Source organism: Rhodococcus sp. Q1 (genome assembly GCF_004153645.1).
Lineage (GTDB): Bacteria > Actinomycetota > Actinomycetes > Mycobacteriales > Mycobacteriaceae > Rhodococcus > Rhodococcus gordoniae.
In genome coordinates this window covers 285,040-301,580 of sequence record NZ_SDMJ01000001.1, presented here as the reverse complement: position 1 = coordinate 301,580, position 16,541 = coordinate 285,040, and the positions used below count along the sequence as shown (strand labels likewise).

Sequence of the window (16,541 nt, the reverse complement as noted above, 5' to 3'; positions counted from 1 at the left end):
CGGTCAGGGTGTGAACACCATCGACTCGTCGATGCGCCCGAACCGCATGGTGGGCAGGTCGAGCAGATAGTTCTGGCGCATGAGCCACGGACTGCGCGAACCTTGCTTGGGGAGAGCACCTTCCGCCCGGTGGATGTAGCCCGAGTCGAGACCGAGAAGCGGACGGGTGCGTCCGTCGCCCGAATATCTCGGAACCGCCGAGCGGTAGCCGTTGCGGCGCATGTGCCGCAGCACCCGACACACGTAGAGGGACGCGAGATCGGCACGCAATGTCCACGACGCATTGGTGTAGCCCAGGCACATCGCGGCATTGGGAACGCCGTCGAGCATCATGCCCCGGTAGATGAACCGGGTGGAGAGGTCGATCTTCTCGCCGTCGACGACGAATTCGATTCCCCCGGCCGGCACCAACCGCAGACCGGTTGCGGGAATCAGGATCTCGGCCTCGAGTTCTCGTCCGGACTCCAGCCGCACACTCTTCTCGGTGACGGTGTCGATCCGGTCGGTGACGATCTCGGCCTTCCCGGCGCGCAGGGTGCGGAACAGGTCGGAATCGGGGACCACGCACAGCCGCTGATCCCACGGGTCGTAGCGCGGCGAGAAGTGCGGATCGACCGGGACGCGGCCACGCAGACGACGCGCGACGAGCGTGCGCAGCACGCGCTTCGCCGCCGAGGGAAATCTCTGGCAGAACTGGTAGAAGCCGAGATTGAGCACCACGTTCTTCGCCCGCACCGCACGGTGGGCCACCGGATCCGGCAGGGCACGCCGTATCCGCGCGGCGATCGGGTCGCGCGCAGGCAGCGACATCACGTAGGTGGGGGAGCGCTGCAGCATCGTCACGTGCTCGGCCTTCTCCGCGAGAGCGGGCACGAGCGTCACAGCCGTGGCGCCGCTGCCGATCACCACGACCTTCCTGCCCTCGTAGTCGAGATCGTCGGGCCAGAACTGCGGGTGCACGATGGTTCCGGCGAAATCCTGCAGACCGGGGATGTCGGGGAGATGACCGGACTCGTAGCTGTAGTAGCCGCTGCAGATGTAGAGGAAGGTACAGGAGATCTCGACGGTACCGCTCCCGGTCGTGGCGCGGACCGTCCAGCGGGCGTCCTCCGAGGACCAGGATGCGTCGATAACCTTGTGGCCGAACCGGATCCGTTTGTCGATGCCGAACTCGGCGGCGGTGTCGCGGATGTACTGCAGGATGTCGGGACCGTCGGCGATGGACTTCTCGCCCCGCCACGGGCGGAACGGGAAACCGAGCGTGTACATGTCGCTGTCCGACCGGATTCCGGGGTACCGGAACAGATCCCACGTACCGCCGATCGCCTCTCGACTCTCGAGGATCGCGTACTCGAGATCCGGGCAGCGTGTCTGCAGCCGGTAACCGGCACCGATGCCGGACAGTCCGGCTCCGACGATCAGTACGTCGATGTGTTCCACGTGCATCCCCTACCTGTCGGTCCACGCCAGCAGGTCGTCGACCCCCCAGGTGTTGATCACCTGTTCGGGTTCGACACCCCGCTCGGCGGCACGTTCGCAACCGTACCCGAGCCAGTCGAGCTGCCCGGGTGCGTGCGCGTCGGTGTCGATGGAGAACAGGCACCCGATCTCGAGTGCCAGATCGACGAGACGCGAGGGCGGGTCGCGTCGTTCGGGCCGGCAGTTGATCTCGACGGCGGTGTCGTGGTCGCGACATGCGGCGAAGACCTTCTCGGCGTCGAACTTCGATTCGGGCCGGCTCCCACGGCCACCGGCGACGAGCCTCCCCGTACAGTGCCCGAGGACGTCGACGTGGGGGTTCGCTGCCGCACGCAGCATGCGTTTCGTCATCACCGACCGGTCGGCCCGCAGGTTCGAGTGCACGCTCGCGACGACGACATCGAGTTCGGCGAGCAGCGCCTCGTCCTGATCGAGCGAACCGTCGTCGAGGATGTCGACCTCGATCCCGGTGAGAATCCTTGCACCGCCGTTCTTCTCATTGATCTGCGCGACGATGCCGAGCTGCTGACGCAATCGCTCCGCGGTCAGGCCGTTCGCCACCTTCAGCCGAGGGGAGTGGTCGGTGAGGGCGAAGTACTCGTGCCCGATCATCGTCGACGCGACACGGTGCATCTCGTCGATCGGGCTGCCACCGTCGGACCAGTTCGAATGGGTGTGCAGATCGCCGCGCAGCGACCCGAGCAGGTCGCGGGCGCCGCACCCGATCGGCTCGGCCTCCTCACGCAACTGCGCGAGATAGGCGGGCACTCCGTCGAACGACTCGCGAACGATCGTCGCGGTCTTCTTCCCGACGCCCGGCAGGTCGGTCCACGAGTCGGTCTTCCGCAAGACCTCGCGCTTGTGTTCGCTCACGTCGGCGAGCACCTCGGCCGCACGGCGGTAGGCCTGCACGCGATAGGTGTCGGCACGGTCGCGTTCGAGCCGGAAAGCGACTTCACGGAGGGCGTCGACGGGGTCCACCCCTCCATTGTGGCCGTGGGGCGTCCGTAATCTGGGACGCATGCTCGAATCCGTCAGGTCGTCGTCTCCTCTCGGTGCGGTCTCCGCACTGGCCGTCGGTGCGGTGTCCGCGCTGACACTCGTCTCCGCGCGTGTGGCGGCCGAGGCGAAGGACCTCGTATACGAGGTGGACGATGCGCCGGCGGCGCCGGTGGTGATCGTGCCGGGTGCGCGGGTGCACCGGGGACGTCCCATGCGGGTGCTCCGCAGCCGCCTCGACGTCGCGGTCTCGCTGATGGAGCGGGGGCGGGTGCAGGCCGTGCTCGTCTCGGGTGATGCGGCGGGAAACTCGGGCGACGAGATCGAGGCGATGATCTCGTATCTCGTCGAGCAGGGCGTGAACCGCGAGCGGATCGTCGCCGATCCGTACGGTCTCGACACCTACGACACCGCCCGGCGTGCCGTCGCCACCTACGGAGTGCGACAGGCACTGATCACGACCCAGTCGTTCCACCTGCCGCGCGCGGTGGCGTTGTGCAGGCGGGTGGGGATCGACATCGCCGGGGTTCGCGCTGCGAACGACGTGCGGCCGCGCACGCGGATCAGGAATCTGGCGCGCGAGTACGTGCTGTCGCGGCCCAAGGCATTTCTCGAGCTCCGGTTTCCCCGCGACCCGGCGGTGTCGACGCCGCCGGACGACCGGCTGGCCGAGATCCTGTCCGGTCTCGAGCACGGTGTGGTGGCCACCCCGCCGTCGGATTCCTAGGCTCGTGTCCATGCGCCCCACAGCTCTCGTCACCGGAGGGGGTCGCGGTCTCGGCGCCGCGATCGCCCACGAACTCGCACCCACCCACGATCTGCTCCTCGGCGGCCGACGTCGCGAGTCGCTCGATGCGATCCTCGAGGAACTCCCCGACGCCACGCCGTGGCCGGTGGATCTGCTCGATCACGACGCCGTCGCCGCGGCCGTGGCGGACATCGACCGGCTCGACGTGCTCGTCCACAACGCCGGTGTCGCCGAGCTCGGCACCGTCGCCGACACCGAACCACGGCAGTGGCGCGAGACGTTCGAGGCGAACGTGGTCGCCGTCGTCGCACTGACCCAGCTGCTGCTGCCGGCCCTGCGGGCCGCGAGCGGGCACGTGGTGCTCATCAATTCGGGGGCCGGTCTGCGCGCCCGTCCCGGCTGGGGTGCCTATGCCGCGAGCAAGTTCGCGCTGCGCGCGTTCGGCGATGTGCTCCGTGAGGAGGAGCCCGCTCTGCGGGTCACCTCGATCCACCCGGGCCGGATCGACACCGACATGCAGCGCGCGATCGTCGCGTCGGAGGGTCGCGAGTACGACCCGTCGCAGTTCCTCACCCCCGGATCGGTCGCCCGCGCGGTGCGGCAGGTGGTCGAAGCGCCCGTGGATGCGCATCCCACCGAGATCGTTCTGCGCCCCCGCTGATCCGGTCAGAACGGTAGCGGGATCACCACCGGAGGGCCTCCCGGAATCTGGATCTGGATCTGTGGTGGGGGCGGTGGTGCAGGTGCGGGGGGTGCGGGCGCCGGAGGAGGTGCCGGGGCCGGAGGCGGCGGCGGTTCGGGTGCGGGCGGCGGTGGCGGCGGTGGTTCCGGAGCCGGTGGCGGCGGTGGCGGTGGCGGTGGCGGGGCGACTTCCGGCACGGGGTCGCGCCGCGGCTGGGGAACGTCGGGAACGGGTGCCTGCAACGCCTCGGTCTGTGGCAGCGATTCCTCCGAAGTTTCCGGGGCCGGCGACGTGGTCTTCGGCAGAGCGTCACCGACCGGCACCGGGACCATCGCACCCGTCGTGATGTCGACGACCCTCAGTTCTCGCACGTGCGCCGCGGCGGGTTGGACGACGAACAACCGCTCGGCGTTCAGTCCGGGCCACTTCGGGCCTTCGAGTTCGTCGTTCCCGGTGAGCACCGGCGCGGACAGCGGGTTGCCGCGCACACATCGCACGCGGGGGACGCCGAGTTCGTCGACGAGCACGATCGTGCCGCGCTCGAGCAGCGACTGCACGGGGCGCGCGGCACCGTCGCGGTATTCGTACATGGTGACCCGGGTGTCGGCGCGCAACAGGACCGCGGTGAGGGTGTCGGTGTAGCCGCGGACATCGGCGACGTCCAGGACACCGCGCCACGCTTCGGCCTTGGCCGGATCCTCCTCGAGGTGAACGATGAGCGCTTCGCGGTCGCACAGGGGCCGGTCGAGACTTCCCCCGTAGAGCGCGGTGCGATCACCCGGGACCGCCGGCGTTCCGGAGACAGCGGTGACGGGGTCGCCGCCGGCCTCGACCGCCTCCGGGGGAGGGGGCGGCACCGCGACCGGCACCTGCGGCGGCACGAGCCGCGGCGTCCACGGATCGTCCTGCGCGGTGGCGACCTGCAGGTGTACCGGCGTCGACGTATCGACCGAACCGCCCGACGAGCAGGCACCCGCCACCAGTGCCGTCAGTGCGAGTGCCAGCCCGAGTCCACGAATCGTGTCGCTGGTCACGCCGCCATGCTAGGTCGATGATCGTCGGCAAAAGGGCTGTTCGGCGGTTCTCGTCGGTATCGCGATGCCGGAGACGACGTGTACGAGCAGCTCGTTCACCTCGTCGCGGCGCTCCATCTGCACGAAATGCCGTGACCCTTCGAGCAGGTGCACCCCTCGTGGATCGGGACCGAGGTCGGGGAATCCGGGGCACATCGGCGACCGCGGTTTCTTCGCCGCGCTCGTCGATGTTCCACGTGAAACCGTCGACTTCGACGATGCGGCTTCCCGTCAGGAAGCGGGGACGCTCTGCATGTCCTCCTGGCTCCAGAACGCCCTCATGCTCGTGATCTTCGCGTCGTCGTCGAAGGTCATCACGTCGACGACCTCCATCACGAGATCCTGCTCACCCAGGTGTGTGACCAGGCGGAACACGAAGGCCGCGTTGTTCTCCGCGATCTTGAGGGTGATCACTCCAGCGGTCTGCGTGAGCGGTTCGACCACTTTGTAGAACTCGCGGATCTCGGCCTCGGTGGTGCGAACGGGCGTGCCGACCGGATCCTCGACCGTGGCGCCCGCCGCATACAAGGCGAGCACGTCGTCCACGGTGCCCGTGGCGACAGCCTTGACGTAGTTCTCGACGGTGGCACGGATCGCGTCCCTGCTCGCTGCCATGAGGCCTCCTCCGCTCGGTCGGATCCGGAACACGTTTCAATTCGACGATAATGGCGCGGATCTGCGGATGCACTCACGATTCCCACTCGGAGGACCCCGCGCCGGAGGACGATGACATCGCCATCAACCGGAACGATCGGAGACCCGATGATCGACGCTGTCGCCTTCACCCTCGACGGACACGCCGGCGCTCTCGCAGCGCGGAACTGGGTCGGCGAGACCCCGCGCTACGTGGCACTGGTGTGCCACGGCTACGGCGAGCACTGCGGACGCTACGAATACGTGGCCACGCGCCTGGTCGCCGACGGAGCCGCCGTCTACGCGATGGACCACGTCGGTCACGGCCTCAGCGACGGCGAACGCGTACTGATCGACGACTTCGAGAAGGTGGTCGACGACTTCCGGCTGCTCGATCTCACGGCACGGCGCGAACATCCCGACGTGCCGGTCGTGCTCATCGGGCACTCGATGGGCGGCATGATCGCCGCCCGATACGCCCAGAGATACGGCTCGGAGCTGGCGGCCGTCGTCCTGTCCGGTCCGGTGCTCGGCAGCTGGGCGGCCGTCGACGCACTGCTCGCGGCAGAGGAGATCCCGGATACCCCCATCGATCCGTCGACCCTCTCCCGCGACCCCGAGGTGGGCCGCGCGTACGTGGCCGACCCACTCGTCTGGCACGGGCCGTTCAAGCGCACCACCGTGCAGGCGCTGAAGAGCTGTCTCGACACCATCGCCGCCGGTGGCGCCGTCGACGACGTGCCCGTGCTGTGGCTGCACGGCGAGGACGACCGGCTCGTTCCCCTGGACGGCAGCGCGACCGGATGGTCGTCGTTCGCAGGCCGCGGGTCGTCGTCGAAGACCTATCCCGAGGCGCGGCACGAGATCTTCAACGAGACCAACCGCGACGAGGTCCTGGGCGATGTCGTCGACTTCGTCGGCACACACATCCACCCTCTCGAGTCTCTCGAGGATTGAAGCCCGGCGCGGCGGGCTACCCCTTCTCACGGGGCCGTCCCCTTCGTGTCCCGTACGGAAGGAGATGATCCATGGCCGAAGACAACGCATCCGACAGGGCTCGCCCCGATGCATCCGACAAGGCACGCCTCGGGTTGAAGCAGACCGTGGTCGGCAAGGCGAAGGAGGTCGCCGGAGCCCTGACCGGCAACGATTCCCTCACCACCGAAGGCCGTCTCGAGCAGGAGCAGGCGCGGCAGACCAGGAAGGCCGACACCCTCTCCCACATGGCGGAGGCCGAGAGCGACGAGGCCGTGGAACAACTCGACGCCGTGCGCCGAGCCGGACAGCAGGAACGCGAAGCCGTGCAGCACCGGACCGAGGTGGCGCAGTCGCAGGCCGAGCGGGAGGCACAGATCCGCAAGCAGGCCGCCGAACTCGAACACCAGGAGAATGTGGTCCGGGAGCAGTCCGACGCCGCCCGCGAGGCCACGGCTGCGGAAGCGCAGGCACGTCGCGAGGAGAACGCCCAGGCCATGGATGCCGCTGCGGAGGTCTCGGCGGCACAGAACGACCACCGCGCTGCCTCCCACGACGCCGAACGTGCCCTTCTCCAGGCCGAACAGGAACGGCGCAAGGCCGAAGCCCTCGATCACGCCCTGACCGAGCAGGACACCGACGAGCGGGATCGCTGACGAACCCACCACCGACATTCCCTACCGGAGCTGTACCCCCACCGAAGTTGGAGATGCGCCCATGAACCTCACCACCCTGCCCAAGAGTGTTCTGCGATTGCAGTACAAGATCGCCCGTTTCCCGTTGGGATTGATCGAGCAGCAGTTGCGGTTCCTGCCCACCGACGCCCCGCCACGGCTGATGTACGAGCGGGGACTGGGCATGCTGGACGGCATCGTCGGCAGCGTGCTCGACGATCGGGAGATCGCCACGCGCGGGGCGCTCGCCACCGAACGCGCCGACGCGGTGAAGCGCGCGGAGAAACTCGACGCGCAGGCCGCTGCCGAGAAGCGCGCGGCAGACGCCGAACTCCGTCGAACGCGTGAACGTGCCGCTGCCGAGCAGGAAGCCGCGCGACGCGACCGCGAGAACGAAGTCCGGCAGGCCCGGGAGCGTGCGCAGGAACGCGCGAAGCAGGTGGAGAAGGAGGCCGAGCAGAAGAAGGCCGCCGAGACCGCGAAGGCCGACCAGGAGGCCGCCGCGAAGCGCCAGGCCGCCGAGACCGCGAAGAAGAAGGACGAGGAGCGGATCCGCAAGGCCGAGCAGGAGGCCGCCGAGCCCGCCAAGGTCTCCCTCAAGGAGGCCGTCGCCAAGCAGCTCGAGGCGAAGGAAGCGGAGGAGCGCGCACACGATGCGGGCGAGGTCGCCGAGTTCGAGAAGATCGAGCACAAGCACCCCTGATCCCGGCTGTGAATCGACGAGACCCCGGTGCTCCCTGTGCACCGGGGTCTCGTCCGTCGGAAGAATTTGCTACTTCACGACATTGACCATCTTGCCGGGAACCACGATCACCTTGCGCGGTGCGGCACCGCCGAGCAGTTCGGTGATCTTCTCATCGGCGAGCGCGGCCGCCTCGATCGCATCCGGAGCGGCATCGGCCGGGACGGTGATGCGGCTGCGCACCTTGCCGTTGACCTGGATCGGGTACTCGACGCTGTCCTCGACGAGCCACTTCTCGTCGGCGACCGGGAACGGGCCGTGCGCGAGCGATTCCGTGTGTCCGAGTCGCGACCACAACTCCTCGGCGAGGTGCGGGGCGACCGGCGCGAGCATCAGCACGAGCGGTTCGACGGCACCGCGCGGAGCACCCGAGGGGTACTGCTTGGTCAGGTGGTTCGTGTATTCGATCAGCTTGGCGATCGCCGTGTTGTCGCGCAGGTGGGCGTAATCGTCGGACACACCTGCCACCGCTTTGTTGAGCGCCCGCAGAGTGTCGTCGCCCGGGGTCTCGTCGGTGACGCGCAGGTCGCCGCTCTCCTCGTCGACGACCAGACGCCACGCACGCTGCAGGAACCGCTGCGCACCGACGACGTCCTTGGTCGCCCACGGGCGCGACTGGTCGAGCGGACCCATCGACATCTCGTAGACGCGCAGGGTGTCGGCACCGTAGTCGTCGCAGATCCGGTCGGGACCGACCGAGTTCTTGAGCGACTTGCCCATCTTCCCGTACTCGCGGGCGACTTCCTGCTCACCGTTCGGGCCCGTCCAGTAGAACGTGCCGTCGCGTTCGACGACCTCGTCGGCCGGCACGTACACACCGCGCGAGTCGGTGTAGGCGTAGGCCTGGATGTAGCCCTGGTTGAACAGGCGCCGGTAGGGCTCCGAGGAGGTGACGTAGCCGAGGTCGAAGAGCACCTTGTGCCAGAACCGCGCGTACAGCAGGTGCAGCACCGCGTGCTCGACGCCACCGACGTACAGGTCGACACCGCCCGGATCGTTCGGGCCGTGCACGTCCGGCCGGGGGCCTGTCCAGTAGGCCTCGTTCTCCTTGTCGCAGAAGGCATCCGAGTTGGTGGGGTCGATGTAACGCAGTTGGTACCACGAACTGCCGGCCCACTGCGGCATGACGTTCGTGTCGCGCGTGTAGCGCTGCAGGCCGTCGCCGAGGTCGAGTTCGACGTTCACCCAGTCGGTGGCCTTCGCGAGCGGCGGGGACGGCTCGGAGTCGGCGTCGTCCGGATCGAAGGAGACCGGCGCGTAGTCCTCCACCTCGGGAAGTTCCACCGGCAGAGCGGATTCGGGCAGCGGGTGCGCACGTCCCTGCTCGTCGTAGACGATCGGGAACGGCTCGCCCCAGTACCGCTGCCGCGCGAACAGCCAGTCGCGCAGCTTGTACTGGATGGTGCCGCGACCGGCGCCGTCCGCCTCGAGCTTCGCGACGATCGTCTTCTTCGCCTCGGCGACGTCGAGACCGTCGAGCAGGCCGGAGTTCACCAGCACACCGTCGCCGGTGTAGGCCTCGGCGGTGACGTCGCCCCCGGAGATGACCTCGCGGATCGGCAGACCGAAAGCGGTCGCGAACTCCCAGTCGCGCTGGTCGTGGGCGGGCACGGCCATGATCGCGCCGGTGCCGTAGCCGGTGAGGACGTAGTCGGCGATGAAGATCGGCAGCTTCTCGCCGTTGACCGGGTTCACGGCGTAGGCGCCGAGGAAGACACCGGTCTTCTCCTTCGACTCCTGACGCTCGAGGTCGGACTTCGCGGCGATCGACGCGCGGTAGGCCGCGACGGCGGCGACGGGATCGGCCGCGCCGCCGGTCCACCGCTCGTCCACGCCCTCCGGCCACGACGTACCGGCGATCCGGTCGACGAGCTCGTGCTCGGGAGCGAGGGTCACGTAGCTGGCCCCGAACAGGGTGTCGGGCCGCGTGGTGAACACCTCGATCGCCGAATCGTGTTCGGCGACAGCGAACTTCACCTGAGCGCCGTGCGAGCGCCCGATCCAGTTGCGCTGCATCGACTTGACCTTCTCGGGCCAGTCGAGGTGCTCGAGATCGTCGATGAGGCGGTCGGAGTAGGCGGTGATCCGCATCATCCACTGCCGCAGGTTCTTCCGGAAGACGGGGAAGTTGCCGCGCTCGGAGCGGCCGTCGGCGGTGACCTCCTCGTTGGCGAGCACCGTGCCCAGACCCGGGCACCAGTTGACGAGCGAATCCGAGCGGTACACCAGACGGTAGGAGTCGATCACGGCGGCGCGCTCGTCCTCCGACAGCGACGCCCAGTCACGGCCGTCGCCGAGGCTGCGGGTGCCGTCCGCGAACTCGGCTCCGAGTTCGGAGATGCGGCGGGCGCGGCCGGCCTCGCGGTCGTACCAGGCGTTGTAGATCGTCAGGAAGATCCACTGCGTCCAGCGGTAGAAGTCGACGTCGGTCGTCGCGACCGAGCGGCGGTCGTCGTGCCCGAGCCCGAGGCGGCCGAGCTGACGCTTCATGTTCGTGATGTTGGCCTCGGTGGTCGTGCGCGGATGCGTGCCCGTCTGCACGGCGTACTGCTCGGCCGGCAGACCGAAGGCGTCGTAGCCGAGGGTGTGCAGCACGTTGCGGCCCTGCATGCGGTGGAACCGGGCGTACACGTCGGTGGCGATGTAGCCGAGCGGATGGCCCACATGCAGACCCGAGCCCGACGGATACGGGAACATGTCCTGCACGAACAGCTTGTCGGCGGGCACGTCGCCGGCGAGATCGCCCACCGGATTGGGGGCGTGGAAGGTGCCGCGCTCGCGCCACAGCTCCTGCCAGCGCTGCTCGATCCGCCCCGCGAGTTCGGCGGTGTACCGATGCTGCGGCGTGCTGCCGGGTTCGGGCTGGGAGGTCTGTTCGGGACGGGTCACGGGGATCACTATCTACTCGGCCGGACGTGTGAGGGCTCCCACCAGGGTAGAACGTGCCCCCACCCGCGCAGACCGGTGGCACCGCCCGACGCGTATCCTGGTCGGGTGCTCATCGTCGCTGTCCTGCTCTTCGTGCTCGCTCTCGTCGTCGGCGCGGTGGGTGTCGCGGCACTGACCGGCAAACTGCCGCGCAACCGCTGGGCCGGCGTGCGCACCCCGGAGTCGCTGCGCGACGACGCCGCGTTCGCGCTGGCCAACAAGGTCGCCGCACCCAGCATGCTGGGTTCTGCGGTGCTGCTCGCCGTCGGTGCAGTCGCGTCGCTGACCCTGCCCACCGTTGCCGGGATCATCGCGGTGGTCGTCACCGTGGTGGCCGCCCTGGTCACCGCCGGTGCCGGTGGATCCGTCGCAGCGCGGGTCGCCGCAGCGACGAAGCCGGAGGAGACGGCCGGCTGCGGTACCTCGTGCGGCGCGTGCAGCCTGCGCGGGGCGTGCGAGCCGACCGCCTGACCGGGCTGTTCACTCCCAGCGGCGTGCCCGCGCGTAACGCGGGGTCCACCAGAACCGGTTGAGCACCCGCACCGGTACCGGGAGGCTCTTCAGCACGACGGACACGCGGTCCTTCGGTGCCCCCTCGAAGATGTACGGCAGCAGTTCGGAGACCTCGTCCTTGTCCAGCTGCTCGAACGCACGCATCGAGAGGTCGTGCCATTCCTCCTTGGTGAAGGACCGTTCGATCAGGGGGAAGGCGTCACGCTCCTCGTGTGCGAGGTGAGCACCCAGCGACGTCACGAGACCGTCGAGCAGACCGCCGAGCCGCTCGGTCGCCGTCTCCCGGTCGTCGAGCGCGTTCTCGATCTCCGCCAGCGCCGGATCGATCACGGAATGTTCGGCCTCCATCGCATCGAGCACCTCCATCGCCCCCGCATCGTCGGCGAGCCGCGGCCGCATGAACGGCCAGACGTAGACGTCTTCGATGGAATGGTGCGTGTGCAGTTCGGTGCTGAAGCCGTGCCAGCCGAGGAGCAGCGCATCGTGCGTGCCGGGGTCCGCGGTCCGCCACTTCTGTGCGAAGTCGGCGAGACGTTCGGTGTCCCGGCGTAGAGCGGCGTGGATCAGATGCACGACCTCCAGGTCCTCGGCGGACAACGGGGTGGCGTGAGCGGTGGTCATGACGGGCACCTCGACTTTCGGATGAATCTCCCCGTGCTACGAGCCTCGCCGCCTCGCGAGGTGTTCTCAATCCCACATTCGAGGGGGATACTTCGAGGCATGCGCTCTGCGCAGCGGTTGAGAGCAGGCATCCATGACGCAGCGTCCGCAGCTGCGGACGGGGCGCAGTTCCGCGAGTTCGTGATGGATGTGCTCGGCGCTTTCGTTCCGTACGACGGTGGTTGTGTCGCGCCCGTGGACCCGGCCGTCGGGGTTCCCACCGGCTTCACCACCCGCGGCCTCGACGACCCCGCCGAGGTACTCCGGTTGTCGATCGAGTTCGAGTACGGTCCGGACCTCGATCCGGACAGTCTCTACGCGCTCATGCAGCACCGGTCCGGAGTACGGCGGATCGGAGAACCCTCCGGCCGCGGACCGGGATACGACAACAGGCGTTATCTCGAACTCGTGTCGCATCTGGGCATGGGACACGAAGTGCAACTGGTCTTCCGGGACGGAGACCGTAGATGCTGGGGTGTCGGTGATCTGCTCCGCGGGCCGGGCCGAGGTTTCTCCGACGCCGAACTCGCGATGCTCGACGACGTTCTCGACGACATCGCGAACGGATTCCGCACCACGTTGATCCGGCACGCATCCGCACGAACACGGAGCACGGACGCCGAGAGCGCCGCCTGCGGATGCTCGGGCCCGGCCGTGGTGGTGATCGGGGCGGACGGCGAATTCGATTCCGTCACTGCCGCAGCGACGATCTTCTTCGAACGCCTCGGCTGGGAGAGTCCCGCTCGGGGGCGCCCCGGCCCGGCGCACGTGATCGCCCGCCAGGTCCGCAGAACACGACCCGTGCCCGCGGATGTGCGTGTTCGCACCCTCGACGGCGAATGGCTCGTACTGCGCGCCGCGATCTTCGACGAGACCGGCCGCGTCGTCATGACCTTCGAGCGGGCACGTCTACCCGAGATCGTCGCCCTGGTCACCGCCGCCCACGGCCTCACGCCACGCGAATCGGAAGTACTCGTCGAAGTTCTCGCCGGACGGTCGCGCAACGAGATCGCGAGCCGGTTGTTCATCAGCCCGTACACGGTGCAGGACCATCTGAAGAACATCTTCACCAAGACCGGCGTGAACAGCCGTCGCACCCTCGTCTCGCGACTCGCGTGTACCGAATACATGCCCCGGTTCGGTGCGGACCTGCGCCCCGACGGATGGTTCGACGAGAACGGAACGAAGACGGCAGCGGTGGAGGCCCACCCCTAGGCTGACCCCATGACGACGACGCGTCGGATCGACCCTGTGGGGGTGCTGCTCGGACTGGCCGTTCCGGTGCTGTGCGCCGTGGCCGTGCTCGTATTCACCCGCTCGTGGCTCCCACGATTGCCCGGTGAGATCGCGACGCACTGGTCGGGCACGACCCCCGACTCGTTCGGCTCGCCCATGACCTCGGCGTGGACCGCCGCCCTGCTGATCGTGCTCGTCGGGGGTGGCTGCTGTGCGATCGCCGCGCTCGCGCAGGCGCAGCTGCTCATGCGCCGCTACATGCTCGCGATCGGTCTCGGCGTGACCGGCACGATCACCACGCTGTTCCTCGCCGGTCTCACGGGACAGCTCGACACGACCGACGCCACGCGGGCACCGCTGGAAGGGTGGCCCGCGGTATTCGGAATGTGGGCGGGTATCGCGGTGGGCTGGTTCGGCGGTCGGCACCTGCGCGACGGCCGGGAACGGAAGGCGGCGACCGCCGCTCCGGATCCGGCACTGCCGCGCGGCCGGGCCGACCTGCCGATCGTCGAACAGGTGGGTACCGGTGCGGGCACGACGGCGGCACTGTCGCTGCTCGTCCTGATCCCGGCGTTCATCGTGTGTGCCGCTGTGCAGAGCTGGTGGCCCCTGGGCCTGATCGCCCCCGTCGTTCTGCTCGTCCTGGGTCTGCTGCGCTACACCGTGGTGGTCGACGCGGACGGGATCCGGGTGTCGAACCTGGCGACCGACGCGCTCGGCTACGACCTCGACGAGATCGTCGGCGCGAAGGTCACCGAGACCCGGCCCTTCCAGGACTGGGGTGGCTGGGGACTACGCGCCAAGGGTGGCAAGCGGTACGGCCTGGTCACCCGCACCGGACCCGCCGTCGTGGTGACCACGGCCTCGGGATACGAGTTGACCGTGACCGCAGCGAGGGCCGAGGAGATGGCCGGCGCGCTCAACACCCTCGCCGATGCCCGCTGACGGAGCTCAGTTGCGCTCGACCTCGATGGGGTGGGTCGCGAGCAGAGCCATCGGCAGCGGCTGGCGCCGCAACACCCTCGCCCACAGGTCGAGATGCGCGGGCGCGAGCACGTCGCCGGGCAGTGCCGAGACCACCATCCAGTCGTCGTTGCGCAGTTCGCCGTCGAGCTGACCGGCACTCCATCCCGCATAGCCCGCGAAGATCCGCACGCCCTCGACGTAGTGGGCGATGTGCCCGGGATCGGCGTCGAGGTCGATCATCGCGACGCGGCCGTCGACGTGGCGGATACCCGGCACGTCGGTGATGTCGGCCCCCACCCGCAAGGTGCCGAGGCACAGTGCGGAACTGCGGTGGACGGGACCACCGACGAACAGGGACTTCGGTTCGGTGGCGAGCCACGACCACTGCGGCAGCATGGCGTCGACCGAGGTGTCGCTGATGCGGTTCAGGACGACGCCGAAGCTGCCCGCATCGGTGTGCTCGATGATGTAGACGACGGTGCGGCGGAAGGTCGGCTCGGTGAGGTCGGTGGCGGAGACCAGCAGGCTGCCCGCCCGCACCCTGGGTGTCGAGGGTGCGGTGCGATCCTCGGGTTCGTCCTGATGTTGCGCCACGTCAGCCATTCTGTCACCGCCGTCACCGGCGCGTGGGGCGGAACCCGACGGTATGTGGCCACAGGGCGAGATGATGCTCGAACAGGACCCCGCGGTCCGGAGAAGTGTCGGGTCCGTACTGCCCGAAGACCTCGGAACCCACGACTCCGAACAACGACGACCATGCCCGGATGCCGCGTGCCGGTACGGAATCCGGACGGTGAGGGATCGCACGGATACCGGGCGCGGTGGTGCACTCGGCGGGGCGGTGCAACCGGACACCGAATTGCCGAACGAGGCCTGCCCGCGCGGAGCCGATAGTGTCGTACTCGTGCGAGACTCCGGGCAGCCGTCGAGGCAGCGGGCGTGGCGATCGACCGCGATCGCCCTGCGGCACTCACCGGGCCTCGTCCGTCTGACGGTGGTGCGCTTCGCGAGCCAGTTCGGCGACGGACTGTTCCAGGCCGCACTCGGCGGGGCGATCCTGTTCAACCCGGAACGTCACACCGACCCCGTCGCCATCGCGGCCGGCTTCGCGGTGCTGCTGTTGCCGTACTCGGTGATCGGCCCGTTCGCCGGCGCCCTGCTCGACCGATGGGACCGACGTCTCGTCCTCGTGTGGGCCGCTCTGCTGCGCGGAGTGTTCATCGCGGCGGCCGCGGCCGTCCTGCTCCTCGGAGGACCGCAGCTCCCGCTCATGCTGCTCGCGCTCGCCGCCGTCGGCGTGAGCAGATTCGTCCTGGCCGGTGTATCGGCCTCACTCCCGCATGTGGCGTCCCGATCATGGCTCGTCCCTGTCAATTCCGTTCTGGCCACGGTCGGTTCGGGTGTCTCGGCGGTCGGGGCCGCCGTGGCGGTCGCGACCATCGGATTCGTGGGTGCGGGAGACACCGGCTCGGGCACGGCCGTCCTTCTCGGCGTGAGTGGTTCGATCGTCGGAGCGGTCGCCGCATCCGGATTCGCCGCGAATGTGCTCGGCCCCGAGGGAATACGACCCCGGACGGTGATCCGCACCGTCCTGTCGGGTCTGCGGACCGGTGCGCGTGCCGTGCTCGACGCGCCGGGTGTCACCGTCGCGATGCTCGGAATCGGCGCGCACCGCATCGTGTTCGGCATCGACACACTCATCATGGTGCTCGTACTGCGCGCCGCGGGCGGCAACTCCGGTGCTCCGGCCGGGGACAGCGGCTCCGATCTGCTGACGGGCTTCTCCGGATTCGGTGTCGCGGTCGCCTGCACCGCCGCCGGCATGCTCCTCGCAGCGGTACTCGCACCGATCCTGATCCCCAGGCTGGGCCGTCCACGCACCGTCACGCTCGGCTTGATCGCCGCCGCGATCGTCCAGTTCACGCTCGTCACCACCGTGGCGGCCGGACCACTGCTCGCCGCGGCATTCCTGCTCGGTCTCGCCGGTCAGACCATCAAACTCACCGGCGATGCGGCGATGCAGATCGACATCGACGACGCCCGCAGAGGACGCGTCTTCGCATTGCAGGACACCGTCTTCAACATCGCCTTCCTCGGCGCGATCGTCGTGACGGCCTTCATGATCGATCCCGACGGACGCACGCCCGCACTGGCCGTCGCAGGCGGGGTCGTGTACCTGATCGGCCTCGCCGCCGTGCTCGCGGTGCGCCGCGCGCGGTGCTGATCACGCGTG

16 protein-coding genes and 1 pseudogene are annotated in these 16,541 nt (G+C 68.8%); 9 read left to right on the top strand and 8 right to left on the bottom strand.

Annotated features, from left to right (window positions below; all coding sequences use genetic code 11):
• Positions 1–3 precede the first annotated feature (3 nt).
• Positions 4–1,446, bottom strand: coding sequence for an NAD(P)/FAD-dependent oxidoreductase (locus EQ874_RS01360; RefSeq protein ID WP_129975108.1), 1,443 nt, complete (start codon positions 1,444–1,446; stop codon positions 4–6).
• A gap of 3 nt (positions 1,447–1,449) precedes the next feature.
• The gene (locus EQ874_RS01355) at positions 1,450–2,460 is read right to left on the bottom strand and encodes a PHP domain-containing protein (protein ID WP_064062304.1); all 1,011 of its coding nucleotides are present in this window, start codon (positions 2,458–2,460) and stop codon (positions 1,450–1,452) included.
• Between the two features lie 40 nt (positions 2,461–2,500).
• On the opposite strand from EQ874_RS01355, the gene EQ874_RS01350 reads away from it, so the two are divergent.
• Positions 2,501–3,205 (top strand): ElyC/SanA/YdcF family protein, encoded by a 705-nt coding sequence (locus tag EQ874_RS01350; RefSeq protein ID WP_129975106.1) that lies wholly within the window; start codon positions 2,501–2,503, stop codon positions 3,203–3,205.
• A 10-nt stretch (positions 3,206–3,215) separates the two neighbouring features.
• Positions 3,216–3,887 (top strand): SDR family oxidoreductase, encoded by a 672-nt coding sequence (locus tag EQ874_RS01345; RefSeq protein ID WP_064062302.1) that lies wholly within the window; start codon positions 3,216–3,218, stop codon positions 3,885–3,887.
• 5 nt (positions 3,888–3,892) lie between these two features.
• Here the strand turns inward: EQ874_RS01345 and EQ874_RS23020 are convergent, their stop codons facing one another.
• The 3 genes and pseudogenes from EQ874_RS23020 to EQ874_RS01330 form a co-directional block, all read right to left on the bottom strand.
• Positions 3,893–4,942 carry a DUF6777 domain-containing protein gene (locus EQ874_RS23020; RefSeq protein WP_207213457.1) on the bottom strand — a complete coding sequence of 350 codons (1,050 nt, stop codon included), beginning with the start codon at positions 4,940–4,942 and terminating at the stop codon, positions 3,893–3,895.
• Between the two features lie 9 nt (positions 4,943–4,951).
• Positions 4,952–5,110: pseudogene (locus EQ874_RS23410) on the bottom strand (alpha/beta hydrolase); the annotation flags it as partial.
• Between the two features lie 102 nt (positions 5,111–5,212).
• Positions 5,213–5,596 (bottom strand): nuclear transport factor 2 family protein, encoded by a 384-nt coding sequence (locus EQ874_RS01330; protein ID WP_016934902.1) that lies wholly within the window; start codon positions 5,594–5,596, stop codon positions 5,213–5,215.
• 147 nt (positions 5,597–5,743) lie between these two features.
• On the opposite strand from EQ874_RS01330, the gene EQ874_RS01325 reads away from it, so the two are divergent.
• The 3 genes from EQ874_RS01325 to EQ874_RS01315 all read left to right on the top strand — a co-directional run bounded on the left by EQ874_RS01325 (position 5,744) and on the right by EQ874_RS01315 (position 7,966).
• Complete coding sequence (locus EQ874_RS01325; RefSeq protein WP_064063983.1) at positions 5,744–6,571, top strand: alpha/beta hydrolase; 828 nt, start codon at positions 5,744–5,746, stop codon at positions 6,569–6,571.
• 71 nt (positions 6,572–6,642) lie between these two features.
• Positions 6,643–7,245, top strand: a complete 603-nt coding sequence (locus EQ874_RS01320) for a CsbD family protein (RefSeq protein ID WP_129975104.1) — start codon at positions 6,643–6,645, stop codon at positions 7,243–7,245.
• A gap of 61 nt (positions 7,246–7,306) precedes the next feature.
• Positions 7,307–7,966 (top strand): IF2 family translation initiation factor, encoded by a 660-nt coding sequence (locus EQ874_RS01315; protein WP_129975102.1) that lies wholly within the window; start codon positions 7,307–7,309, stop codon positions 7,964–7,966.
• Positions 7,967–8,035: 69 nt separating this feature from the next.
• On the opposite strand, the gene leuS is transcribed toward EQ874_RS01315, so the two are convergent.
• On the bottom strand, positions 8,036–10,903 hold the full coding sequence (leuS, locus tag EQ874_RS01310; RefSeq protein WP_129975100.1) for a leucine--tRNA ligase: 2,868 nt from the start codon (positions 10,901–10,903) through the stop codon (positions 8,036–8,038).
• Positions 10,904–10,999: 96 nt separating this feature from the next.
• Here leuS and EQ874_RS01305 point away from each other — a divergent pair, with 96 nt between their 5' ends.
• A complete protein-coding gene (locus EQ874_RS01305; RefSeq protein ID WP_129975098.1) occupies positions 11,000–11,404 on the top strand; it encodes an SdpI family protein in 405 nt (134 codons plus the stop codon).
• A gap of 9 nt (positions 11,405–11,413) precedes the next feature.
• On the opposite strand, the gene EQ874_RS01300 is transcribed toward EQ874_RS01305, so the two are convergent.
• Entirely contained in the window at positions 11,414–12,067 is a 654-nt protein-coding gene (locus EQ874_RS01300; protein WP_129975096.1) for a hemerythrin domain-containing protein, read from the bottom strand.
• A gap of 99 nt (positions 12,068–12,166) precedes the next feature.
• On the opposite strand from EQ874_RS01300, the gene EQ874_RS01295 reads away from it, so the two are divergent.
• Both EQ874_RS01295 and EQ874_RS01290 read left to right on the top strand, forming a co-directional pair.
• A complete protein-coding gene (locus tag EQ874_RS01295) occupies positions 12,167–13,321 on the top strand; it encodes a LuxR family transcriptional regulator (protein WP_129975094.1) in 1,155 nt (384 codons plus the stop codon).
• 9 nt (positions 13,322–13,330) lie between these two features.
• The gene (locus EQ874_RS01290; protein ID WP_129975092.1) at positions 13,331–14,287 is read left to right on the top strand and encodes a DUF1648 domain-containing protein; all 957 of its coding nucleotides are present in this window, start codon (positions 13,331–13,333) and stop codon (positions 14,285–14,287) included.
• Between the two features lie 6 nt (positions 14,288–14,293).
• Here EQ874_RS01290 and EQ874_RS01285 read toward each other — a convergent pair whose 3' ends face one another.
• Positions 14,294–14,911 (bottom strand): YqgE/AlgH family protein, encoded by a 618-nt coding sequence (locus EQ874_RS01285; protein WP_051017507.1) that lies wholly within the window; start codon positions 14,909–14,911, stop codon positions 14,294–14,296.
• A 301-nt stretch (positions 14,912–15,212) separates the two neighbouring features.
• Here EQ874_RS01285 and EQ874_RS01275 point away from each other — a divergent pair, with 301 nt between their 5' ends.
• Complete coding sequence (locus tag EQ874_RS01275) at positions 15,213–16,532, top strand: hypothetical protein (protein ID WP_129975091.1); 1,320 nt, start codon at positions 15,213–15,215, stop codon at positions 16,530–16,532.
• Positions 16,533–16,541: the final 9 nt, after the last annotated feature.